This window comes from Pseudomonas frederiksbergensis (genome assembly GCF_017114915.1).
In the GTDB taxonomy this organism is placed as follows: domain Bacteria; phylum Pseudomonadota; class Gammaproteobacteria; order Pseudomonadales; family Pseudomonadaceae; genus Aquipseudomonas; species Aquipseudomonas frederiksbergensis_I.
The window spans coordinates 22,519-44,033 of the sequence record NZ_JAAUOE010000015.1 but is presented as its reverse complement, the minus strand read 5'-3'; the positions used below and the strand labels follow the sequence as shown (position 1 = coordinate 44,033).

The window sequence follows — 21,515 nt, the reverse complement described above, 5'->3', positions numbered from 1 at the left end:
TTTGATCGCCTTATTGCCAAATCGCTGGTTGAAGGCGAAATAAATGCTAAGAACCTCTATACGGACAGGCTAAAATGCGCGCCCGGCTAACCGCTGATCCTTTTCTAACGCGCCCCACAAGGTTCGCTACGTGATCGAGTTTCAAAACGTCCACAAAACTTACCGCGTCGCCGGTAAGGATATTCCCGCCCTGCATCCGACCAGTCTGACGATTGAGAACGGTCAGGTCTTTGGCCTGATCGGCCATTCCGGTGCGGGAAAAAGTACCCTGCTGCGTCTGATCAATCGCCTGGAAAATTCCAGTGGCGGCAAGATCATCGTCGATGGTGAAGAAGTCACGGCGCTGGATGCCAATGGCCTGCGACGTTTCCGTCAACAGGTCGGGATGATTTTCCAGCACTTCAATTTGCTGGCGTCCAAGACCGTGGCCGACAACGTCGCGCTGCCGCTGACCCTCGCCGGTGAGCTGTCGCGCAGCGAAATCGACCAGCGTGTGGCGCAATTGCTGGCACGGGTTGGCCTGGCCGACCATGCGAAAAAATACCCGGCGCAACTGTCCGGTGGTCAGAAGCAGCGTGTCGGTATTGCCCGCGCTCTGGCGACCAAGCCGAAAATTCTGCTGTGCGATGAAGCCACCAGTGCCCTCGACCCACAGACCACGGCGTCGGTTTTGCAATTGTTGGCCGAGATCAACCGCGAGCTGAAGCTGACCATCGTCCTGATCACCCACGAGATGGACGTGATCCGTCGAGTGTGTGATCAGGTGGCAGTGATGGATGCCGGCGTGATCGTCGAGCAAGGCTCGGTGGCCGAGGTGTTCCTGCATCCCAAGCACCCGACCACCAAGCGCTTCGTGCAGGAAGACGAACAGATCGACGAAAGCGAGCAGCGCGACGACTTCGCTCATGTACCGGGCCGAATCGTACGTCTGACCTTCCAGGGCGAAGCGACCTACGCACCGTTGCTGGGTACCGTCGCCCGGGAAACGGGGGTGGACTACAGCATCCTGGCCGGTCGTATCGATCGCATCAAAGAGGTTCCCTACGGCCAATTGACCCTGGCCGTCACCGGTGGCGACATGGACGCGGCGTTCGCCCACTTCACCGCAGCTGATGTCCACATGGAGGTGCTGCGCTGATGGAAGTCCTGATGAGTTTCTTTTCCAATATCGACTGGTACGAAATCTGGCTGGCCACCGGCGACACCCTGCTGATGCTCGGCGGTTCGCTGTTGTTCACCGTGTTGTTGGGCCTGCCGTTGGGCGTGTTGTTGTTCCTGTGCAGCCCGCGCCAGTTGCTGGAAGCCAAAGGCGTCTACGCGATGCTGTCGCTGGTGGTGAACATTCTGCGTTCGCTGCCGTTCATCATTTTGCTGATCGTGATGATTCCGTTCACCGTGTTGATTACCGGCACCTCCCTGGGTGTCGCCGGTGCGATCCCGCCGCTGGTGGTGGGCGCCACGCCGTTCTTTGCTCGATTGGTGGAAACCGCCCTGCGTGAAGTGGATCGCGGCATCATCGAGGCGACCCAGGCCATGGGCGCGACGACCCGCCAGATCATCACCAACGCCTTGCTGCCGGAAGCCCGTCCGGGCATCTTCGCGGCGATTACGGTGACAGCGATTACACTGGTGTCCTACACAGCGATGGCCGGTGTGGTCGGCGCTGGCGGCTTGGGCGACCTGGCGATCCGTTTCGGTTATCAGCGTTTCCAGACCGATGTGATGGTGGTCACCGTGGTGTTGTTGCTGGTGCTGGTTCAAGTGTTGCAAACCGTCGGCGACAAGCTGGTGGTTCATTTCTCCCGCAAATAAACAGTTTTCGTCACTTAAGACATGAGCCGGCCATTCGCTGGCAGGCGCCAAACGGGCGCCTCACAAGGAGTTAGCTGAATGAAAAAACTACTCGTCGCGTTCGCTGCCGTTGCAGCCTTTTCCGCCCACGCTGCCGACACCCTGACCGTCGCGGCCACTCCGGTGCCCCACGCGGAAATCCTCGAGTTCGTTAAACCGGCCCTGGCCAAAGAAGGCGTGGACCTGAACGTCAAAGTCTTCACCGACTACATTCAGCCGAACGTGCAGGTGGCCGAGAAGCGCCTGGACGCCAACTTCTTCCAGCACCAGCCGTACCTGGATGAGTTCAACAAGGCCAAGGGCACTAACCTTGTCAGCGTTGCCGGTGTGCACCTGGAACCGCTGGGCGCTTACTCCAGCAAGTACAAGAAACTGGAAGAGCTGCCGGGCGGCGCCCACGTGGTGATCCCGAACGACGCCACCAACGGCGGCCGTGCGCTGTTGCTGCTGGCGAAGGCGGGCCTGATCAAGTTGAAGGATTCGAACAACATCCTGTCGACCGTCAAGGACATCACCGAGAACACCAAGGACCTGAAATTCCGTGAACTGGAAGCCGCGACCATCCCGCGCGTGCTGACCCAGGTCGACCTGGCGCTGATCAACACCAACTACGCGCTGGAGGCCAAGCTCGATCCGTCCAAGGATGCGCTGGTCATCGAAGGCAGCGACTCGCCGTACGTGAACATCCTCGTGGCCCGTCCGGACGACAAGGACAGCGCCGCGATGCAGAAACTGGTTGCTGCCCTGCACAGCCCGGAAGTCAAAAAATTCATCACCGAGAAGTACAAAGGCGCGGTATTACCGGCGTTCTGATCGGCTGACGTAACGAAAAAGGGGCGCATCGAATGCGCCCCTTTTTTGCGTCTGAAACACGGACCCTGTGGTGCTTATTGGCGATTGAGCATCACCGGCAACTGGGCCACCAGTTTCTGGTTGTTCAACGGCGCGCGAATGAACCCGCGCTGAGTCCCGTCCGGGCCGATCACCGCGAGGTTGCCGCTGTGGTCGACGGTGTAGTTGGGTTTGCTGGTGTCCGCCGGAATGAATGGAATGCTCACCGCATTGGCCAGTTTCTGGATGTCTTCGACCGAGGACGCGGTCAGCCCGATGAATTGCGGATCGAAGTAGCCCAGGTATTGCTTGAGTTGCTTGGGCGTGTCGCGGTTCGGGTCGACGCTGACCAGGACGATCTGCAACTTATCCACTGCCTCCGCCGGCAGTTCACTCTTGATCTGCCGCAACTGGGCGAGGGTGGTCGGGCAAATGTCCGGGCAGAAGGTGTAGCCGAAGAACAGCAAACTCCATTTGCCTTTCAGTTCGTTGACCGCCACCGGCTTGCCGTCTTGGTCGGTCATCTTCACGTCCGGCAGGTGACGGCTTTGGGGCAACAGGATGATCCCCGCGTCGATCAGCGCCGTCGGGTCGCCCTGGTTTTTCCCGGTCAGTACTTTATTGACGGTCAGGCCCAGGATCAGCGCGATCAGGGCGACAAGAATGAAGACGGTTTTCTGGGTTCGAGTCATAGGATCAACAGTAAGTAGTGGTCTACGAGCAGCGCGATAAACAACAGGAACAAGTAGTAAATAGAGTACTTGAACGTGTTGATCGCCGCGTGCGGCCGAGTGCCACGGTACAGCACCACGGCCCATTGCAGAAACCTCGCGCCAAGTAGGAGGGCACAAATCAGGTAGAGCACGCCGCTCATGTGGATCACGTAGGGCATCAGGCTGACGGCCAGCAACGCAAAGGTATAAAGCAGGATGTGGACTTTGGTGTAGTGCTCGCCATGGGTCACCGGCAGCATCGGAATGTCAGCCTTGGCGTATTCCTCCTTGCGGTGAATCGCCAGCGCCCAGAAGTGCGGTGGGGTCCAGGCGAAGATGATCAGCACCAGCAGCAACGGTTCGGCGCTGACATGACCGGTGGCGGCGGTCCAGCCGAGCAGCGGCGGGGCGGCTCCGGCGAGGCCGCCGATGACGATGTTCTGCGGCGTCGCGCGTTTCAGGAAGCCGGTGTAGACCACGGCATAACCGAGCAAGGAGGCAAGGGTCAGCCATGCCGTCAATGGGTTGGTGAAGGTCAGCAGCAAGGCCTGGCCGAGCACCGCCAGCACCAGGGCGAAGGTCAGCGCGGCGGCCGGAGATACCCGGCCCTCGGCCAAGGGCCGTTTGTGGGTCCGGGCCATGACCGCGTCGATGCGCCGGTCCACCACATGGTTGACCGCCGCCGCGCCGCCGGCACACAGGGCGATCCCCAGATTGCCGAACACCAGCACCGTCCATGGCACTCCGGCGCGGGTCGCGAGGAACATGCCGACCAGCGAGGTGATAAGCATCAGCACCACCACTTTGGGCTTGGTCAGTTCCAGGTAATCCCGCCAGATGGCCCGACTGTGACGTTCGCTGATCAGAGTCGCCATGGCATCTCTCCTTTTATTGTGGTGGGCCCGGCCGAGTGTTTACGCAGGCTGAGACGCCAGCGCCGAGGAGGCTGATGCTTGACCCGAACCAGGCTGGTTCGCGCGTGATAGTTGACCAGCACCATCGTCAGCAGCAGCGCTGCACCGCCGGCGTTGTGGGCGACAGCCACCGGCAGCGGCAAGTGGAACACCACGTTGCTGATGCCCAGGGTGATTTGTGCGGCCAGGGCGATCAGCACCATGGCGGCCAGGCGCGTCATGCCGACGACCTTCAGTTGCCAGGCCAGACCGAGCAGAACGAGGGTGACCAGTAATGCGCCGATGCGGTGAGTCAGGTGAATCGCGGTGCGGGCATCGCTGTCCAGTTGCCCGCCCAGGTAATTCGGCCCGATGTGTTGGCTCAGGTGAAAACCGTTGGCGAAATCAGCCGGTGGCAGCCATTGTCCATGGCAGGTCGGAAAGTCGATGCAGGCCACCGCCGCGTAATTGGAGCTGACCCAGCCGCCGAGGGCGATCTGCCCGATCACCAGCAGCAAGCCGGCGGTTGCCCAGTACTGTAAACGTCGAGGCACGGTCAGCGCCGGCAGCACGCCGGACAGGCGCAAGGTCAGTAGAAACAACAGGCTCAACGTCGCAAAACCGCCGAGCAAATGCCCGGTGACCACTTGCGGCCAAAGCTTGAGTGTCACCGTCCACATGCCGAACGCCGCTTGGGCGAACACCACCGCCAATATAAACAACGGCAACTTCACCGGCTGTCCTGGATGATGACGATGGACCCAGGCACGGCCCGCCAGCACCGCGATCAGCAGCCCCAGCGTGCCGGCGAAGTAGCGGTGGACCATTTCGTTCCAGCCTTTGTGAGCTTGCACCGGAGTGTCTGGAAAATGCAGTTCGGCATGAGCCAGTTGGACTTCGCTTTGCGGCACGCTGATAAAACCGTAGCAGCCGGGCCAGTCCGGGCAGCCGAGGCCGGCGTGGGTCAGGCGTGTGTAAGCGCCGAGCAACACCACAATCAGTGCCAGCAAGGTGGCAAACAGCGCGAGGCGAAATCCAGGTTTGGCCATGTCGATGCCCTTATCCGATGTTCGACAGTTTCAGCAGGTGGCGCAGGTCGTTGAGCAGGTCCTTGCCCTTCACCGTCGGGTCGTAACGCAGCACCAGATTGCCGTGAGGGTCGATGATCCACAGGTGCGGCGTGTCATTGCTCTGGGCGCCTTTGGTGTAGGACGACAGGTCCAATGAATAACGTTGCAACTGCGGGTACTCGCGTTGAAGTTTAGTCGCGTAATCACTGTTGAGCGGTTGCGCGGTGGCCAGCGCATGGCTGGCGCGGGCAGCATCGCGTCCGAGGCCGATCTGGATCTGCCGCGCCAGATAAACCAGCTGCTGGCAGTCCACTGAACAGTCCTTGGGTGCTGTCACCAGCAATTGCCAGCGGTCTTCTTGTACCTGTACGCCGATGTCGGCGCGGGTCTGGCCGTTGCCGATCAGTTCACCGTGATAACTGCGGCCCTCCGGCACCCAGAACTGCAATTTGTACATGCCGGTGGCGAGGATCATCGGACCCACCACGCCCAGGACGATCAGCAACAACTGCAAGCGCCCGCGCCGCCGATTGATCGGCGCTTTTGCTTCAGACATGCCGGGTGGATTCATGGCCGCTCCCATTATGGTTCTCCTTTGCGTTGTGCCATCCGAGATAGAGATAAAGGCCGAACAGCGCGATCGCCAGGGCGAACCACTGCACGGCGTAAGCCAGGTGTTTTTCCGGCCCTATAGCCACCACCGGCCAATCGGCCCGGTAGGTTGCGGGGCCGCTTTGCGCGCGTAATTCGTAGGCGAAACCGTCACGCTCAAGCGCCTTCCACAGCCTGGCCGGCTCAACGGCGGTGATCAGCTGTGGCCAGGTGGTGGCGTTGGGGTCGGCGTGCAACTGGAACGTTGCGCCGGGGGAGACATAGACCCAGGCATCGAGACTCAATGCCTCAGTCGGTGTGGTGAATGACGGCGGTGTGCGCCGGTCCGGCCACGGCAGCCAGCCGCGATTGACCAGCAGCCAGAGGCCGGTGGCCTGATCCTGAAACGGTTGCAGCAACTCGACCCCAACCTTGCCGTCGCGCTGCCGGTTGTCCAGCAGCAGGCTGTGTTCTGCATCGAACCGGCCGTGCAGGCGAACCCGGCGGAAGGCCGGATCTGCAGTGTGTTGCAGTTCGGTGCTGGCCATCGGTTCGGCCGCCCGGCGCTCGGCGTAGCTTTGCAGCAGCGTGCTTTTCTCCGCGCCCCGGCTCAACTGCCAGAAGCCGAGCGACACCAGTAAAGGCAGCAGCACCGCGACTGCGAGGGTCGGCACGAAGCCCGGCCGAAAGCGCTTCATGGCGTCGCCAGAAAGTCGGTCGTTGCGATAGCTATACTCAAATGCATCGCCTGTCCCCCGGAGTGTCACCATGCTCAAAGCAGCTATCGTCCTGATGCTGATTGCCACGGTTGTCAGCCTGTTCAGCGGCCTGTTTTTTCTGGTCAAGGACGACAGCCACTCCAATCGCCTGGTCATCGCCTTGAGTGTTCGTGTTGCGTTGGCCGCCATCACCGTCGGCTTGATCGCCTGGGGTTTTTTCAGCGGCCAGCTGGTGTCTCACGCGCCTTGGTAGTGAGAGCCAAGGCTCAGATCACGTAGACGAAAACGAACAGACCGATCCACACCACATCCACGAAGTGCCAGTACCAGGCCGCCGCCTCGAAGCCGAAATGGTGGTCGGCATCGAAGTGCCCGCGCAGGATGCGCATCAGCATCACGAACAGGATGATGGTGCCGATGGTCACGTGGGCGCCATGGAAACCGGTGAGCATGAAGAACGTTGCACCGTAGATGCCGGAGCCCAGGGTCAGGCCGAGCTCGCGATAGGCATGCAGGTATTCTTCGGCCTGGAAACCGAGGAACGTGCAGCCGAGCAACACGGTCAGCGCCAGCCAGATTTTCAGTGCGCCGCGATGGCCTTTCTTCAAGGCGTGGTGAGCAATCGTGATGGTGACGCTGGAGCTCACCAGAATCACAGTGTTGAGCAGCGGTAAGCCCCAGGGACCGATGACTTCCTTGGGTGGGGGAAAAAGTTTCGGGTCCGGGTTGTTCAGCAGCGGCCAGGTGAACTCGAACGTCGGCCACAGCATATGAGCGAGGCCTTTGGTGCCTTCACCGCCCAGTGCCGGGCCGGCGATGTTGCGCACATAAAACAGTGCTCCGAAAAAGGCGATGAAAAACATCACCTCCGAGAAAATGAACCAGCTCATGCCCCAGCGGAACGAGCGATCGAGTTGCGGGCTGTACAACCCCGCGCGACTTTCCTTTATCACCGTCCCGAACCAGCCGAACAGCATGTAGGCCAGCAGCAGCCCGCCGACGAAAAAGATCAGCGGGCCATGGGACTCCGGTCGCGCAGCCCTCAGGTCGTTGAACCAGGTGCCCAGGCCGAACACCGTGACCAGCATGCCGATCGTGGCGATGATCGGCCATTTGCTCTGGGCTGGAACGTAATAATGTTCATGAGTTGCCATTTATTGTTCTCCTTATCGGGCACGCTTTAACGCCTAACCGCCAGTGTTGGCTGCTACAGCCACGGGCGGATGACGTGCGGTGATATCGAACAGCGTGTAGGACAGCGTCAGGTGCTTCACTTCCTTGGGCATGTCGCGGTCAACGATGAACCGTACCGGCATCTCGATGCGTTGACCGGGCTGCAGCACTTGCTGGGTAAAGCAGAAACATTCGGTCTTGTGGAAGTACGCAGCGGCATTACTCGGCGCGATACTCGGCACCGCCTGGGCGCTCATCGGCCGGTCGGTGGGGTTGTGGGCGATAAAAATCATCTCGTTCACCGCCCCGGGGTGCGCGGTCAGCTCATCTGTCTTGGGGTAGAAGTCCCAAGTCATGCCGGCGGCGTTGGTCGACAGAAACTGCACGCGAACCTGCCGCGAGGCGTCGACCGTCTGCTCGCCTTCATACTGCCCGGCGGTTTTGCCGTTGATGCCGAACGCCTTGCACATCACGTCGTAGATCGGCACCAGGGCAAAGCCGAAGACAAACATTGCCACCACCACCAGCACCAGACGGGTGACCAGTTTCTTCATCGAGATCGAGTCAGCCATTATTTCCAGCCTCTACGCCAAATCCTGTAGGAGCTGGCTTGCCAGCGAAGGAGGAGTGTCTGACACACCGCGCTGCGTTCATCGCCAGCAAGCCGGCTCCTACAGGACCGAGGTTGTTCATTTCACTTCCGGCGGTGTGGTGAAGGTGTGATATGGCGCGGGCGATGGAATGCTCCATTCCAGGCCTTCTGCGCCATCCCACGGCTTGGCCGGTGCTGGCTCGCCGCCGCGAATGGTCTTGATCACGATGAACAGGAAGAAGATCTGCGTGGCACCAAACATGAATGCGCCAATCGACGACACCATGTTGAAGTCGGCGAACTGCAGGTTGTAGTCCGGAATCCGCCGTGGCATGCCCGCCAGGCCCACGAAGTGCATCGGGAAGAACGCCATGTTCATGCCGATGAAAGACAGCCAGAAGTGCAGCTTGCCGAGGGTTTCGTCGTACATGTGGCCGGTCCATTTCGGCAGCCAGTAGTAAGCCGAGGCGAAGATCCCGAAGATCGCCCCCGGTACCAGCACGTAGTGGAAGTGCGCCACCACAAAGTAGGTGTCCTGGTACTGGAAGTCCGCCGGGGCGATGGCCAGCATCAACCCGGAGAACCCGCCAATGGAGAACAGGATGACGAACGCCACGGCGAACAGCATCGGCGTCTCGAAGGTCAGCGAGCCTTGCCACATGGTGCTGGCCCAGTTGAACACCTTCACGCCGGTCGGCACCGCGATCAGCAGCGTCGCGTACATGAAGAACAACTCGCCCACCAGCGGAATGCCGACCACGAACATGTGGTGCGCCCAGACGATGAATGACAGGAAGGCAATACTGGCCGTGGCATAGACCATCGAGGTGTAGCCAAACAGCGGCTTGCGCGAAAAGGCCGGAATGATCGAGCTGACGGCACCGAAGGCCGGCAGGATCATGATGTACACCTCGGGGTGACCGAAGAACCAGAACACGTGCTGGAACAGCACCGGATCACCGCCACCGGCGGCGCTGAAGAAACTGGTGCCGAAGTGGATGTCCATCAGCATCATGGTCACGCAGCCGGCGAGTACCGGCATCACCGCGATCAGCAGGAACGCGGTGATCAGCCAGGTCCAGACGAACAGCGGCATTTTCATCAACGTCATGCCGGGGGCGCGCAGGTTGAGGATGGTCGCGATCACGTTGATCGCCCCCATGATCGAACTGATCCCCATCAAGTGGATGGCGAAGATGAAGAACGTCACGCTTTCCGGCGCGTAGGTCGTCGACAACGGTGCATAGAAGGTCCAGCCGAAGTTCGGGCCGCCAGCGGGGGTGAACAGGGTCGATACCAGCAGCAGGAATGCGGCCGGCAACAGCCAGAAGCTGAAGTTGTTCATCCGCGGCAAGGCCATGTCCGGCGCGCCGACCATCAACGGGATCATCCAGTTGGCGAGACCGACGAAGGCCGGCATCACCGCACCGAAGACCATCACCAGACCGTGCATGGTGGTCATCTGGTTGAAGAATTCCGGCTGGACGATTTGCAGTCCCGGCTGGAACAGCTCGGCTCGGATCACCATGGCGAACGAGCCGCCCAGCAGGAACATGGAGAACGCGAACCACAGGTACAGCGTGCCGATATCCTTGTGGTTGGTGGTCAGCACCCAGCGCATCAGGCCTTTGGCGGGGCCGTGGGCGTGGGCGGTGCCGGTATGAACATGGTCATCGATTACAGCAGTCATGTCCTGTCTCCTGCAAACGGGTGGGCTGGGCGAATCGGAGCGTCATACCCCGACCAATTCCTTGGGTGCGCAATAGACCGGGTCATTTGCTTTCCGCCTGTTTGAGCTCCAGCACTTCTTTAGGGGTGACCATGTCGCCTTTGTTATTGCCCCAGGCGTTACGTTCGTAGGTCACGACCGCTGCGATATCGACTTCCGAGAGTTGCTTGCCGAATGCCGCCATCGAGGTGCCTGGCTTGCCGTGGAAGACGATGTTCAGGTGGTCCTTGATCGGGCCGGTGGCTATTTTCGAGCCCTTGAGTGCCGGGAACATCGGCGGCAGGCCCTGGCCTTCGGCCTGGTGACAGGCCACGCAGGTGGTGTGGTAGACCTTGTCGCCGCGCTCCTTGAGTTCGTCGAGGGTCCATTCCTTGCTGGTCAGCTCTTTGAGTTGCGCGGCTTGCGCCTTGCGCTCGCCGAGCCATTTTTCGTAGTCGGCCTTCTCCTTGACCTCAACCACGATCGGCATGAAGCCGTGGTCCTTGCCGCACAGCTCGGCGCACTGGCCACGGTAGATGCCGGGTTTGTCGACACGGGTCCAGGATTCATTGACGAAGCCCGGAATCGCATCGCGCTTGACCGCGAAGGCTGGCACCCACCAAGAGTGGATGACGTCGGCGGAGGTCACCAGAAAGCGCACCTTGGCACCAATCGGCAGCACCAGCGGCTTGTCGACCTCCAGCAGGTAGTGTTCGCTCTTGGCTTCCTTGTTGTGGATCTGATCGGCGGGGGTGGCCAGGTTGCTGAAAAACTCGACGTCCTGACCCAGGTATTTGTAGTGCCACTTCCACTGGTAACCGGTGACCTGGATATCGATATCCGGCTCCGTGTTGTCGTACATCTTGATCAGGGTGGCGGTAGCGGGAACCGCCATGGCCACCAGAATCAGCAGGGGCACGACGGTCCAGAGGATTTCAACGGTAGTGCTTTCATGAAATTTGGCGGCCACCTGCCCGGTCGAGCGGCGATGGACCATCATCGACCAGAACATGGCGCCGAAGACGATGATGCCGATCACCACACAGATCCAGAAAATGGTCATGTGCAGATCGAATACTGCGTGACTGATCTCAGTCGCTCCAGGCGCCATATTGACAGTCCAGGCCGCTTGCGCCTGACTGAAAATCGACCACAACAGGAGGCCCATCCAGACATGTGGATGTCGCATCATTGCGGGTTCCCCTTATCGTTCTTGTTATCCCGTAGGCGTAACGCCTGCGGCAAGGGAGCGGCTTTTTTCAGACCACGAACTTGAATCGCCGAGCCTTGCTGCCTATGCAGTCGGGTGTCATCAGCTAACTCCATTCAGAAGCGAGTATAGACAGCGACTGCCACCTCGCAACGCGATGGCGTAAATCAACTGAAACAGCCTGGACTTGCGTTCCAGGTCACGAATGGAGAAGGATGTAGACGAGTGGTGGCAAATCGATATAACGCAGGCGTCTCAAGAATGAAATAATTATGACAAATGCGTCTTAGCCTTTTTCCTAAGCCAGCTAAGTTATGTCTTCCCTATTTCATTGCCTTTGTTTCCTGGAGTTTTCATGAACACCGCCGCATTGCGCGAGCAGATCCAAAAAGCCAAACAACATGAAGCCGAAACCGGCCTGCTGACTCGTCAGCTGGAAACCCAACTGCCGCACCTTCACTGCGCCATCCAATTGCCGGATGTCGACGCCAACGGCGTGATGACGCGTTTTGTGGCCGCGTACATAGAACAAGTGCCAGACCTGCTGGATGCAGCCAATGAAGTCGCCAGGGAAGCGGGTATCGAATCGCAGATCAAGCCGGTACTGAAAATCGCCGAGCAGTTTTTCCTCCAGCCGCCGGCGATCATGGCCGGTCACGTTGGCCTGGACAGCCTGCTGGACGAAGCTTATCTGGCGCATCGGTTGGTTGAAGAGGTCAACGACCTGTACATCAAGCATTTTGGCCAGCCACTGATCCCTTTGGACATGACGGTTGCCAACCTGATTGCCCACCAATTGATTGGCGAGGAATTCGCCAACCAACTGGATGAGGCAGTGCATCACGCCGTGGACGAGATGCTTAACGATGAAAGTTTCGCGCTGGAGTCGGTGGAGGCCTACCGCGAGCAACTCAACAGCCCGGACACCGGCGCCGCGTGGAAGCGCTGGCCGTGCCTGTCGCGCCAATTGGGCGTGGAGCTGGAGCTGGATCAGCCAGCCGCGTAAATCCAAGCAACCCCTGTAGGAGCGAGGCTTGCCCGCGAAGGCTGCCTGACATTCAACATTGATGTCGACTGACACGCCGCCTTCGCGGGCAAGCCTCGCTCCTACAAGTGGTTTAAGCGGCTGAGCCTACTCCAGTCGTGGTACGCAACCGTCCTTCAAGCCTGCGCTTCAACCCCCGCGCTTCAATTAATAATTTAGAACCCTTGGCCGCATTGGCCCGCCCCCATTCCTCCAGCAACTCAAGGCACGAGTGATCGATGTAGCTCAGGTTATTGAGCGGCACATGCACCGTTGCGCCTGCGGGAATGCTCCCCAACACCTGGGTCAGCGCCGGAACCTTGAGGAAAGTTGCCGCCCCCACCAGTCGCAGCTCCATCTCGCCCTCTGCCGGCAGATCGATCAGGCTGATTTTCAGGCGCGAAGCCTTCCAGGCCAATTTGGCCAGCGTCAGGCCGAAGCCGATCAGCACACCGGTCAGCAGGTCGGTGAAGATGATTGCCAGTGCTGTCGCCGCATAGGTGAACATCGGCATCCGGCCATAACGGCCCAGACCGCGAAAGGCCTTGAGGTCCACCAGTTTGAAACCGGTATAAACCAGAACGCCTGCCAGGCTCGCCACCGGGATGCTTTGCAGCACGCTCGATAGCAGCAGTACGAAAGCCAGCAACCACAGACCATGAAACACCGTCGACAGTCGGGTGGTGGCGCCGGCCTGAACGTTGGCCGAGCTGCGCACGATCACCCCGGTCATCGGCAGCGCGCCGAGCAGGCCACACAACATGTTGCCCACACCTTGCGCCGACAATTCGCGGTCGAAATCCGAGCGCTGGCCACTGTGCATGCGATCCACGGCGGCAGCCGAGAGCAGGGTTTCGGCGCTGGCGATAAAGGCCACGGCGAAGGCGGCGATCAGCAGGGTCGGGTCTGCCAGGTTAAGCAGATCAGCGGGGCGCAACCAGTCGATGGCTTCTGCCAGGTTGGCCGGGACTTCCACGCGTTTAACCTGCAAGGCGAGCGCCAGGCTGGCGATCGTTGCCAGACCGACTCCCAGCAATGCACCAGGCACGAAACGCAGGGAATGCGGGCGCAGCTTCTCCCATAGCCACATCACGGCCATGGTCGACAGCCCGAGCAAACCCGCTTGCCAGCCAAACGAAGGCAAAGCCTGAATCACGGCAGCGGGGAAGGCTGCCAGGTTATCCAGCCCCGAAGGCTTGGGCACGGCATCGAGCATTACATGCACCTGTGACAACACGATCAACACACCGATGCCGGCGAGCATGCCATACACCACAGCCGGCGCCGTGACCCGAAACCAGCAACCCAGTTTCAAGCGCCCGGCCACCAATTGCAGAAAACCCGCCAGCAACAGGATCGGCCCGAGCATGGCGATACCATGCTGGCGCACCAGTTCGAACACCAATACCGCCAGACCCGCCGCCGGACCGCTGACTTGCAGCGGTGAGCCGGCAAGCCAGCCGACCACCAGCCCACCGATGATGCCGGTGATCAGGCCTTTGGCCGGGGGCAGCCCCGAGGCGATGGCGATTCCCATGCATAAGGGCAGGGCGACCAGAAACACAACCACCGAAGCCAGCAGCTCCCGTGGCAGAACAGCTTTTAATTGAGCGGCACGCATGGTGACTCTCCCGACGTTTTCTTCAGGCATGGCAAAGCCGGGCTGCCTGATCAGCAGCCTCGGCTAAACCACACTGGATTTAGGAGGATTTAGGAGGGTTTAGAAGCGCGCTTTGGGCGTCGCCACCGGAATCGGATGGCTGCCATCGAGTGGCAGGAAACACCCCATATCGGCGTCGTAAGCCTGGATTTCGCTGGTTTCGATGTTGTAGACCCAACCATGGATAAACAGCTGACCGTTGGCCATGCGCGAGGCCACCGACGGGTGCGTGCGCAAATGCTGCAACTGAGCGATCACATTCTCTTCGGTGAGGATGTGCATGCTCTCGTTTTCATCCGAGCAATGGCAGTTGTCCTGGACCATGGTTTTAGCCACTTCCGCATGACGCAGCCAGGCTTTGACCGTCGGCATCTTTTCCAGGCTTTGTGGGTTGAGTACCGCGCGCATGGCGCCACAGTCGGAGTGGCCGCAGATAATGATGTGCTGCACGCCGAGGGCCAGCACTGCGTATTCGATGGCCGTGGAAACACCGCCGTTCATTTGCCCATAAGGCGGCACGACGTTGCCGACGTTACGGGTCACGAACAGATCGCCGGGGGCGCTTTGGGTGATCAGTTCGGGAACGATGCGCGAATCGGCGCACGCGATGAACATCGCCCGAGGCCGCTGGGCCGTGGCGAGTTTTTTGAAGAGTTCTTCCTGCTGCGGAAAGATCTCGTGATGAAAATGCAAAAAGCCGTCAACGATATGCTGCAGCGCTGCATCGGCGGTTTCCGCCTCCGGTTGGGCTGCAGCCGATGCAGCCAAAGGCTGTTTATCCTTGTCACTCATGATTCATCCTCTTTGCTGAAGCCAGTGGCTGTATAAAAAACATCCAGGTCGAGATTCCAGACCCGTCAGTCACTCGATGAACAAGGTAGCGGCTGAAGCTTAACTCAAACTGAATCAAACGCTCTAGAACGTGTGTTCCAGGTCACGAAAAACGTGACCAGCGTAAACGTGGCGTGTCTTTTTCACTACTCCACAATAGGTCAATTGTCCTTAAATCAATGACATCTGGCGACCCGGCGGACAAAAGGCCTCGCAATCCAGATCGAAACCTTCCCGACGATTGAGCCCCAGGCGTTTGATGGTTTTGGCAAAGCGTTGCGCCAACAGGTCGGCAAACGGCCCTTCACCGCGCATTCGGGCACCAAACCGGCTGTCATAGAGGTCGCCGCCACGGCTCTGGCGGATCAGGCTCAACACGTGGGCTGCGCGCTGAGGATAGTGGGCAGCCAGCCATTCTTCGAACAACGGTGCCACTTCCAGCGGCAAGCGCAACATCATGTATGCCGCACTCTGGGCGCCCGCCCCATGGGCTTCGGTCAGCAGGCTCTCGAGTTCGCTGTCGTTGATCATCGGAATCATCGGTGAGCACAAAACACCCACAGGAATCCCGGCTTCGCGCATCACCCGGATCGCCCGCAATCGTGCCTTGGGCGCCGCGGCGCGGGGTTCGAGGATGCGTTTGAGTTCATCGTCCAGGGTGGTGAGGCTGATCATTACGGCCACCAGCCGTTGCCCGGCGAGTTCGGCCAGCAGGTCCAGATCGCGAAGAATCAGCGAGCCCTTGGTGACGATGGTCACCGGGTGGCGGTAGCGCAGCAGCACTTCCAGAATTTTGCGGGTGATTCTGTGCTCGCGCTCGATCGGCTGATAAGGGTCGGTGTTGGAGCCCAGGTTGATCGGCGCGCATTGATAGCCGCGCCTGGACAGTTGTTCTTCCAGCACATCGGCGGCGTTGGTCTTGGCGATCAGTCTGGTTTCGAAATCCAGCCCTGGTGACATGTCCCAGTAGGCGTGGCTGGGCCGTGCGTAGCAATAAATACAGCCGTGCTCGCAGCCGCGATAGGGGTTGATCGAACGGTCGAAGGGTAAGTCTGGCGAGTTGTTGCGGGTGATGATGGTTTTCGCTGTCTCGAAGTGCACCTCGGTGCCTTGGGTGATCGGCGCTTCCTGATACCAGCCGTCATCCTCGGCCACCGAACGGCTTGGCGCGAAACGGTTATGCGGGTTGGTGGCGGTGCCGCGACCGCGCGGGGGAAGAGGGGTAGACATGAAAACGCCTCTGTACTGTTTTTATATACAGTATAGAGGCGCTGCTCATATGACCAGTGCCACTGGGCGCTTTGTCGACCCCGGACGATAGCCGTCACGTCCCTATCCCGGATCGACCTATTCACGATTCTTTGACAGATGGCTCACAGGACTTTGACCGCTCAAAGCTGAATCTGGGTGTCATCCAGTTGTCTCTTCCCACACGGTCGTCTGAGCATGTCCCAACCCCGCCTTTTCCCAGCGTTTTGTCTGTCGTTGGCTGCAACTTTTCCTCTGTCACTGGCCCGGGCCGACGATACCCCACCGCCGCGGCCGACGGACTGGGCTCAATCGGTGGAGGTTCAATACAACCTCTATCAGATGTCCCCGACCCTCTATCGCAGCGCGTTGCCGGACGGCGGGGCGGTGCCGTTGCTGAAGAAACTCAAGGTAGCAACCGTCATCAACTTCCTGCCCGAGGCGGATTCAACCTGGTTGTCCACACCAGATATCACGCAGATACAGTTGCCCTACCGTACCAATCACGTGGATGACAGTGATGTACTCAAGGCCCTTCGCACGATTCAGGCCGCCGAGGCCAAAGGTCCGGTGTTGATGCACTGCAAGCACGGCTCGGATCGCACTGGTCTGATGGCCGCGATGTACCGGGTGGTGGTGCAGGGCTGGAGTAAAGAGGATGCCCTGAACGAAATGACCCAGGGCGGTTTTGGTGACAGCACCCATTTCAAGGATGGTGTGCGTTACATGATGCAGGCCGATGTCGACAAACTTCGTATGGCACTGACCAATGGTGATTGCAGCACCAGTCCGTTTGCCATGTGCTCGATGAAGAGTTGGTTCAACTCGGCCCACATCGAGTAACCGTCGTTTCAGCTATCTACAGCCACTGGGAAAAGATCCTCGGCAAGCGGCCGTCCCAGAAACGCCTCTAACGATGACAATAGAGAGCGCGAATCCCCAGGTGAAAAAACGGCTTCGCGAAAAGCTTTACCTGTTTGGGCGTTGAAAACCCAATCCCGTTCAAAGCGTTTGAAGGCTTCGGCGGCCAGCACATCTGACCAGTTGTAGGCGTAAACCGACGCGCCATAACCGGTCACCATGTAATCGAAACTGTTGGCGAGTCGGCTGTAGGAAGACAGTTTCAGGTGAGGAATTTCCCGCTGTACGTCTTCGAATATTTGTCGAACGCTACGGCCATCGCCTTGGGAGCGGTGCAATTGGAAATCAAACAAGCCAGCCATCAGTAATCTGGCTGTCTGCCAGCTGCTATGGGTTTGAATCGATGTCAGTGCTTTATCGATTTGAGCCTCGCTCAAGCGTTCACCGGTCCGATAGTGGGCCGCCAACCACCGTAGAAACTCTCGTGAAAAACACCAGCGTTCGAAGAGTTGCCCGGAAAACTCCGCCGTGTCGCGTCCCAGTTGGGAGATGCCTGAAAGGGTGTAGTGCGGTGAACGAGTCAGAACGTGGTGCAGGCAGTGACCAAATTCATGGAAAAGCACCCGCAGATCCAGATGAGTCAGCAGACAAGGCTGATCAGCCACAACCTCAGTGAAGTTGGCGTGAATAACGGCAATCGGCAGGGTCAATCGGCCTTCGGCGTCCACCCGCCGGTTGCGTGGTGTTGCGGTCCATGGGTAGTCAGGGGCTTCCTTGCGATGGAACGGGTCGAGGTAAATGTACCCGATCACCTGCCCATGCTCGCTGACTTCCAACAGACGGACGCTGTCATGCCAGCGACTGAACTCTGTTTGCTCAACGATCCGGACCCCTAGCAGGCGCTCGCTGAACAGGCAGATTCGGCGCAGGGTCCCTTCCAGGGGAAAATAATCGCGCAGGTTTGTCAGGGGGGTATCGAGGTATTGCTGACGCAGCTTTTCGGCAAGAAACTCGTGGTCCCAAGGCTGTACCTCAGCGATGCCCTGGCCGGCCGCGAAAACCTCGAGCGCTTGCGCATCTTCCTCGAAGCTCGGTGTTTTCAGCGCCACTTGTCGACGCAGGAATCCGCTGACCTGTGCGGTTGAGTCCGCCATCCGTTTTGCCAGGCTCAGTTGGGCAAAGTTTTCATACCCCAGCAGTCGGGCTTTGCGATGACGCTGAGCCAACAGCGATTCCAACACCGGACCATTATCGAATTGCCCGGCGTGCGGGCCCTGATCGGAGGCTCGAGTATTGAAGGCAACGAAATATTCTTCACGCAGGGAGCGATCTTCGGCATAGGCCATGACTTGATTGTAGGTGTCCTGGTCCAGGGTGATCAGCCAGCCCGCATGTCCTGCCTGCTGTGCGTTGAGTGCCAGGCGATCTGTGGTCACCTGGGATAGGCCGTTGAGTTGGGCGATGTCGTCGATGCGCTTGCTCCAGGCTGCGCTGGCCTCTTCCAGATGCGTTAGAAACAGGTCCTCGAGGGCGCTGATGTCGCGATTCAGGCGAGCCAGTTGCTGCCGTTGATCGAGGGGCAAATCGATGCCAGAGAAACGAAACCTGCGCAGAATCTTGTTCAGCACCGCTTTGCGAGACTCATCGAAATTCGCGGCGGCCGGGCTTTGCGCAAGGCGTTGATAGGCCTGGAACAGCGCCTGATTGCTCCACTTTTCGGTTTTGTACTGCGTCGCTGCATCGCGACACATACCACTGGCGATTTCCCAGGCATTGCCGTCGTGCTTAATCATGGAGAGGGTTTCGATGATGCCCATGGCTTCGTCCAGGCGTGCATCGGTTTCATCGACCGCCAACACCAGGTCGTCCCAGGTCGCAAATGCCGATTGGCTGGCGATGATGTCGGCAATGGCCTGATGGTTGTCGCTGATGATTTTGTCGATGGCCGGCACCAGATGTTCGGTGCGGACGGCCGAATAGGGCGGCAGATCCCAGTGCTGCAGAAGTGGATTGATATCGGGCATGGCGTCTTCCTTGAATGGAGGCTGAATGTGGTCAGCCTAAAAAGGAAGCGCAGGGCAAAGGTGGTAGATAGATACCACCTTCCACCCCATTGGAAGTGGAAGGTGGTGTTCAGTCAGTGCTGTTCGTCAGGCTTTTTCTTCAACTTCGGGTTCGGGAAAAACTGCACGGCCTGGACTTTGGCATCCGGCACCTTCAATGCCGAGGTGTTGACCCGGGTGCCCAATTCCTTGGGCACCGACAGACCTTGTTCATTCAGTGTGTCGGAATAACCGCAGGCCACGCACTCGCGATGCGGAACTGCGTCTTCGCTCCACATCATCAACTTGTCCGGCTCGCTGCAGGCCGGGCAAACCGCCCCGGCGATAAAGCGTTTTTTGGTAATCACAGGTCCCTCACTCATGCTGCCGCGTCCTCACTCAGGCCGCTATGGCGCAAGAGTGCGTCAATCGAGGGTGCACGGCCACGGAAGTCGACGAACAGCACCATCGGTTCCTGAGAACCGCCCCGTGCCAGGATCGCTTCACGGAACGCACGACCGGTCTCGGCATTGAGCACGCCGTCTTCTTCGAATTTCGAGAAGGCATCGGCGGACAATACTTCGGCCCACTTGTAGCTGTAGTAACCCGCGGCGTAACCACCGGCGAAGATGTGGGCGAAGCTGTTGGGGAAGCGGTTGTAGGCCGGCGGACGCATGACCGAAACCTCGTCGCGCACGCCTTCGAGCACTTGCAGCACACTGCGACCGTCGCCGTGGGTGGCGTGCAATTCGAAGTCGAACAGCGAGAACTCCAGTTGACGGACCATCATCAGGCCGGACTGGAAGTTCTTCGCCGCGAGCATTTTCTCCAGCAGATCCTGAGGCAGCGGTTCGCCGGTTTCGTAGTGAGCGGAAATCAGCGCCAGGCCTTCCGGCTCCCAGCACCAGTTTTCCATGAACTGGCTTGGCAGCTCGACCGCATCCCAGGCCACGCCATTGATGCCGGCCACGCCAGCGTGCTCGACGCGGGTCAGCAGGTGATGCAGGCCGTGACCGAATTCGTGGAACAGGGTGGTCACTTCGTCGTGGGTCAGCAAGGCCGGTTTGCCGCTGTCGGCCGGGGTGAAGTTGCACACCAGGTTCGCCACCGGGCTTTGCAGCACGCCATTGATCGTGCGGCGATGATCGCGGGCGCCGTCCATCCAGGCACCGCCACGCTTGTTGGCGCGGGCATAGAGGTCGAAGAAGAACCGGCCGACGTGCTGGCCGTTTTCCTTGATTTCGAACAGGCGAACGTCCGGGTGCCAGGTATCGAAGCCTTTCAGCTCGGCGATCTCGATGCCGTACAGGCGCTGGACGATGCTGAACAGACCACCCAGAACCTTGTCGATCGGGAAGTACGCGCGAAGGGTTTCCTGAGCGACGCTGTAGCGCTGCTCACGCAGTTTTTCACCGTAGAAACCGCTGTCCCAGCTTTGCAGATCCGGGCAACCCTGTTCGGCGGCGTAGGCCTTGAGCTGTTGCAGATCCTGGGCAGCGAACGGCTTGCTGCGTTTGGCCAGGTCGCGCAGGAAACTCAGCACCTGATCGTTGGATTCGGCCATTTTGGTGGCCAGGCTCAGCTCCGAGAAACTGGCGAAGCCCAACAGTTTTGCCAGTTCCTGACGCAGGTCGAGGATTTCTTCCATGACCGGGCCGTTGTCATTCTGGCCGGCATTCGGGCCTTGGTCCGACGCACGGGTGCAGTAGGCGGCGTAGACTTCTTCGCGCAGGGCGCGGTCCTGGGCGTAGGTCATCACCGCGTAGTAACTCGGGAATTCCAGGGTGATCAGCCAGCCATCGAGGTCTTTGGCTTGCGCGGCGGCGGCCATTTGCGCCTTGGCCGACTCGGTCAGGCCGGCGAGGGCGGCTTCGTCGGTGATGTGCTTGGTCCAGGCCTGGGTGGCGTCGAGCAACTGATTGGAGAAGCGGCTGCCCAGCTCCGACAGCTTGCTCTGCACGTCGGCATAACGTTTTTGTTCGGCTTCAGGCAGGTCGATACCCGACAGCCGGAAGTCACGCAGGGCATGCTCCAGGATGGTTTTCTGCGCCACGTCGAAACCGGCGGCCTCAGGGCTGTTGGCCAGCGCTTCATAGGCCTGAAACAGTTCACGGTTCTGGCCCAGCTCGGTGGCGTAGGCACTCAGGGCCGGCAGGCAGGACTCATAAGCCTCACGCAATTCAGCACTGTTGCACACGGCGTTGAGGTGGCTGACCGGGCTCCAGGCGGCGCCCAGACGATCGTTGAGTTCGTCCATCGCCAGCACCAGGCCGGACCAGGTCGGTTGTTTGCCCTGGGTTTTGAGGATCTCGACGATGGCGGCTCGGTTGTCAGCCAGGATCTTTTCAATGGCCGGTTGCACGTGTTCGGCACGGATCGCCGAGAACGGCGGCAGGTCGTAGGACTGCAGGAGAGGGTTGTTCACGCTCACGGTTGGTACCTTGGCTGGAAAACATGCGGGAAGAAACATGCGCCCATCTTAATTACAATCGACGCTC

Annotated in this window: 21 protein-coding genes; 6 read left to right on the top strand and 15 right to left on the bottom strand. The window is 59.6% G+C overall.

Annotation, left to right across the window (positions count from 1 at the left end; translation table 11 throughout):
* Positions 1–130 precede the first annotated feature (130 nt).
* The 3 genes from HCU66_RS13365 (at position 131) to HCU66_RS13355 (ending at position 2,664) form a co-directional block, all read left to right on the top strand.
* Positions 131–1,138, top strand: coding sequence for an ATP-binding cassette domain-containing protein (locus HCU66_RS13365; protein WP_205888932.1), 1,008 nt, complete (start codon positions 131–133; stop codon positions 1,136–1,138).
* Positions 1,138–1,812, top strand: a complete 675-nt coding sequence (locus HCU66_RS13360; RefSeq protein ID WP_018927268.1) for a methionine ABC transporter permease — start codon at positions 1,138–1,140, stop codon at positions 1,810–1,812. The genes HCU66_RS13365 and HCU66_RS13360 overlap by 1 nt, the downstream gene beginning before the upstream one ends.
* A gap of 78 nt (positions 1,813–1,890) precedes the next feature.
* Positions 1,891–2,664: a MetQ/NlpA family ABC transporter substrate-binding protein gene (locus HCU66_RS13355; protein WP_205888931.1), complete on the top strand. Its 774-nt coding sequence runs from the start codon at positions 1,891–1,893 to the stop codon at positions 2,662–2,664.
* Between the two features lie 74 nt (positions 2,665–2,738).
* Here the strand turns inward: HCU66_RS13355 and HCU66_RS13350 are convergent, their stop codons facing one another.
* Genes HCU66_RS13350 through HCU66_RS13330 form a run of 5 tightly spaced genes read right to left on the bottom strand, consistent with a single transcriptional unit; the run spans position 2,739 to position 6,647 of the window.
* A complete protein-coding gene (locus HCU66_RS13350) occupies positions 2,739–3,374 on the bottom strand; it encodes an SCO family protein (RefSeq protein ID WP_205888930.1) in 636 nt (211 codons plus the stop codon).
* Positions 3,371–4,270 carry a heme o synthase gene (gene cyoE / locus HCU66_RS13345; protein ID WP_205888929.1) on the bottom strand — a complete coding sequence of 300 codons (900 nt, stop codon included), beginning with the start codon at positions 4,268–4,270 and terminating at the stop codon, positions 3,371–3,373. Before cyoE ends, HCU66_RS13350 begins: the two co-directional genes overlap by 4 nt.
* The gene (locus HCU66_RS13340) at positions 4,258–5,337 is read right to left on the bottom strand and encodes a COX15/CtaA family protein (protein WP_205888928.1); all 1,080 of its coding nucleotides are present in this window, start codon (positions 5,335–5,337) and stop codon (positions 4,258–4,260) included. The genes cyoE and HCU66_RS13340 overlap by 13 nt, the downstream gene beginning before the upstream one ends.
* 10 nt (positions 5,338–5,347) lie before the next feature.
* The gene (locus tag HCU66_RS13335) at positions 5,348–5,941 is read right to left on the bottom strand and encodes a hypothetical protein (protein ID WP_205888927.1); all 594 of its coding nucleotides are present in this window, start codon (positions 5,939–5,941) and stop codon (positions 5,348–5,350) included.
* A complete protein-coding gene (locus tag HCU66_RS13330) occupies positions 5,907–6,647 on the bottom strand; it encodes an SURF1 family protein (RefSeq protein WP_205888926.1) in 741 nt (246 codons plus the stop codon). The genes HCU66_RS13335 and HCU66_RS13330 overlap by 35 nt, the downstream gene beginning before the upstream one ends.
* 70 nt (positions 6,648–6,717) lie before the next feature.
* Here HCU66_RS13330 and HCU66_RS13325 point away from each other — a divergent pair, with 70 nt between their 5' ends.
* Positions 6,718–6,921: a twin transmembrane helix small protein gene (locus HCU66_RS13325; RefSeq protein ID WP_205888925.1), complete on the top strand. Its 204-nt coding sequence runs from the start codon at positions 6,718–6,720 to the stop codon at positions 6,919–6,921.
* A 13-nt stretch (positions 6,922–6,934) separates the two neighbouring features.
* Here the strand turns inward: HCU66_RS13325 and HCU66_RS13320 are convergent, their stop codons facing one another.
* From HCU66_RS13320 to coxB, 4 genes are all read right to left on the bottom strand, one after another.
* The gene (locus HCU66_RS13320) at positions 6,935–7,822 is read right to left on the bottom strand and encodes a cytochrome c oxidase subunit 3 (protein ID WP_205888924.1); all 888 of its coding nucleotides are present in this window, start codon (positions 7,820–7,822) and stop codon (positions 6,935–6,937) included.
* 33 nt (positions 7,823–7,855) lie between these two features.
* Positions 7,856–8,413: a cytochrome c oxidase assembly protein gene (locus HCU66_RS13315; RefSeq protein WP_205888923.1), complete on the bottom strand. Its 558-nt coding sequence runs from the start codon at positions 8,411–8,413 to the stop codon at positions 7,856–7,858.
* Positions 8,414–8,530: 117 nt separating this feature from the next.
* Positions 8,531–10,123 carry a cytochrome c oxidase subunit I gene (gene ctaD / locus HCU66_RS13310; RefSeq protein ID WP_205888922.1) on the bottom strand — a complete coding sequence of 531 codons (1,593 nt, stop codon included), beginning with the start codon at positions 10,121–10,123 and terminating at the stop codon, positions 8,531–8,533.
* A gap of 82 nt (positions 10,124–10,205) precedes the next feature.
* The gene (coxB, locus tag HCU66_RS13305; RefSeq protein ID WP_205888921.1) at positions 10,206–11,333 is read right to left on the bottom strand and encodes a cytochrome c oxidase subunit II; all 1,128 of its coding nucleotides are present in this window, start codon (positions 11,331–11,333) and stop codon (positions 10,206–10,208) included.
* 373 nt (positions 11,334–11,706) lie between these two features.
* Here coxB and HCU66_RS13300 point away from each other — a divergent pair, with 373 nt between their 5' ends.
* Complete coding sequence (locus HCU66_RS13300; protein ID WP_205888920.1) at positions 11,707–12,357, top strand: hypothetical protein; 651 nt, start codon at positions 11,707–11,709, stop codon at positions 12,355–12,357.
* Positions 12,358–12,469: 112 nt separating this feature from the next.
* Here HCU66_RS13300 and HCU66_RS13295 read toward each other — a convergent pair whose 3' ends face one another.
* From HCU66_RS13295 to HCU66_RS13285, 3 genes are all read right to left on the bottom strand, one after another.
* Complete coding sequence (locus HCU66_RS13295) at positions 12,470–13,996, bottom strand: SulP family inorganic anion transporter (protein ID WP_205888919.1); 1,527 nt, start codon at positions 13,994–13,996, stop codon at positions 12,470–12,472.
* Positions 13,997–14,095: 99 nt separating this feature from the next.
* Positions 14,096–14,827, bottom strand: a complete 732-nt coding sequence (locus HCU66_RS13290) for a carbonic anhydrase (RefSeq protein ID WP_205888918.1) — start codon at positions 14,825–14,827, stop codon at positions 14,096–14,098.
* A gap of 210 nt (positions 14,828–15,037) precedes the next feature.
* Positions 15,038–16,096, bottom strand: coding sequence for a PA0069 family radical SAM protein (locus HCU66_RS13285; protein ID WP_205888917.1), 1,059 nt, complete (start codon positions 16,094–16,096; stop codon positions 15,038–15,040).
* Between the two features lie 216 nt (positions 16,097–16,312).
* Between HCU66_RS13285 and HCU66_RS13280 the strand changes: the two genes are divergently transcribed.
* Positions 16,313–16,957, top strand: a complete 645-nt coding sequence (locus tag HCU66_RS13280) for a dual specificity protein phosphatase family protein (RefSeq protein ID WP_205888916.1) — start codon at positions 16,313–16,315, stop codon at positions 16,955–16,957.
* 8 nt (positions 16,958–16,965) lie between these two features.
* On the opposite strand, the gene HCU66_RS13275 is transcribed toward HCU66_RS13280, so the two are convergent.
* The 3 genes from HCU66_RS13275 to prlC all read right to left on the bottom strand — a co-directional run bounded on the left by HCU66_RS13275 (position 16,966) and on the right by prlC (position 21,487).
* Complete coding sequence (locus HCU66_RS13275) at positions 16,966–18,999, bottom strand: M3 family metallopeptidase (RefSeq protein ID WP_205888915.1); 2,034 nt, start codon at positions 18,997–18,999, stop codon at positions 16,966–16,968.
* Between the two features lie 113 nt (positions 19,000–19,112).
* The gene (locus HCU66_RS13270) at positions 19,113–19,400 is read right to left on the bottom strand and encodes a YheV family putative zinc ribbon protein (RefSeq protein WP_048397319.1); all 288 of its coding nucleotides are present in this window, start codon (positions 19,398–19,400) and stop codon (positions 19,113–19,115) included.
* A complete protein-coding gene (gene prlC / locus HCU66_RS13265; protein WP_205888914.1) occupies positions 19,397–21,487 on the bottom strand; it encodes an oligopeptidase A in 2,091 nt (696 codons plus the stop codon). The genes HCU66_RS13270 and prlC overlap by 4 nt, the downstream gene beginning before the upstream one ends.
* Between the last annotated feature and the right edge of the window lie 28 nt (positions 21,488–21,515).

What these genes read in the sequence shown, in the direction of transcription:
- HCU66_RS13360 (WP_018927268.1), top strand. Translation starts at nt 1,138, where the DNA reads ATGGAAGTCCTGATGAGTTTCTTTTCCAATATCGACTGGTACGAAATC.
- HCU66_RS13355 (WP_205888931.1), top strand. Translation starts at nt 1,891, where the DNA reads ATGAAAAAACTACTCGTCGCGTTCGCTGCCGTTGCAGCCTTTTCCGCC.
- HCU66_RS13350 (WP_205888930.1), bottom strand. Translation starts at nt 3,374, where the DNA reads ATGACTCGAACCCAGAAAACCGTCTTCATTCTTGTCGCCCTGATCGCG.
- cyoE (WP_205888929.1), bottom strand. Translation starts at nt 4,270, where the DNA reads ATGGCGACTCTGATCAGCGAACGTCACAGTCGGGCCATCTGGCGGGAT.
- HCU66_RS13340 (WP_205888928.1), bottom strand. Translation starts at nt 5,337, where the DNA reads ATGGCCAAACCTGGATTTCGCCTCGCGCTGTTTGCCACCTTGCTGGCA.
- HCU66_RS13335 (WP_205888927.1), bottom strand. Translation starts at nt 5,941, where the DNA reads ATGGGAGCGGCCATGAATCCACCCGGCATGTCTGAAGCAAAAGCGCCG.
- HCU66_RS13330 (WP_205888926.1), bottom strand. Translation starts at nt 6,647, where the DNA reads ATGAAGCGCTTTCGGCCGGGCTTCGTGCCGACCCTCGCAGTCGCGGTG.
- HCU66_RS13325 (WP_205888925.1), top strand. Translation starts at nt 6,718, where the DNA reads ATGCTCAAAGCAGCTATCGTCCTGATGCTGATTGCCACGGTTGTCAGC.
- HCU66_RS13320 (WP_205888924.1), bottom strand. Translation starts at nt 7,822, where the DNA reads ATGGCAACTCATGAACATTATTACGTTCCAGCCCAGAGCAAATGGCCG.
- HCU66_RS13315 (WP_205888923.1), bottom strand. Translation starts at nt 8,413, where the DNA reads ATGGCTGACTCGATCTCGATGAAGAAACTGGTCACCCGTCTGGTGCTG.
- ctaD (WP_205888922.1), bottom strand. Translation starts at nt 10,123, where the DNA reads ATGACTGCTGTAATCGATGACCATGTTCATACCGGCACCGCCCACGCC.
- coxB (WP_205888921.1), bottom strand. Translation starts at nt 11,333, where the DNA reads ATGATGCGACATCCACATGTCTGGATGGGCCTCCTGTTGTGGTCGATT.
- HCU66_RS13300 (WP_205888920.1), top strand. Translation starts at nt 11,707, where the DNA reads ATGAACACCGCCGCATTGCGCGAGCAGATCCAAAAAGCCAAACAACAT.
- HCU66_RS13295 (WP_205888919.1), bottom strand. Translation starts at nt 13,996, where the DNA reads ATGCGTGCCGCTCAATTAAAAGCTGTTCTGCCACGGGAGCTGCTGGCT.
- HCU66_RS13290 (WP_205888918.1), bottom strand. Translation starts at nt 14,827, where the DNA reads ATGAGTGACAAGGATAAACAGCCTTTGGCTGCATCGGCTGCAGCCCAA.
- HCU66_RS13285 (WP_205888917.1), bottom strand. Translation starts at nt 16,096, where the DNA reads ATGTCTACCCCTCTTCCCCCGCGCGGTCGCGGCACCGCCACCAACCCG.
- HCU66_RS13280 (WP_205888916.1), top strand. Translation starts at nt 16,313, where the DNA reads ATGTCCCAACCCCGCCTTTTCCCAGCGTTTTGTCTGTCGTTGGCTGCA.
- HCU66_RS13275 (WP_205888915.1), bottom strand. Translation starts at nt 18,999, where the DNA reads ATGCCCGATATCAATCCACTTCTGCAGCACTGGGATCTGCCGCCCTAT.
- HCU66_RS13270 (WP_048397319.1), bottom strand. Translation starts at nt 19,400, where the DNA reads ATGAGTGAGGGACCTGTGATTACCAAAAAACGCTTTATCGCCGGGGCG.
- prlC (WP_205888914.1), bottom strand. Translation starts at nt 21,487, where the DNA reads ATGTTTCTTCCCGCATGTTTTCCAGCCAAGGTACCAACCGTGAGCGTG.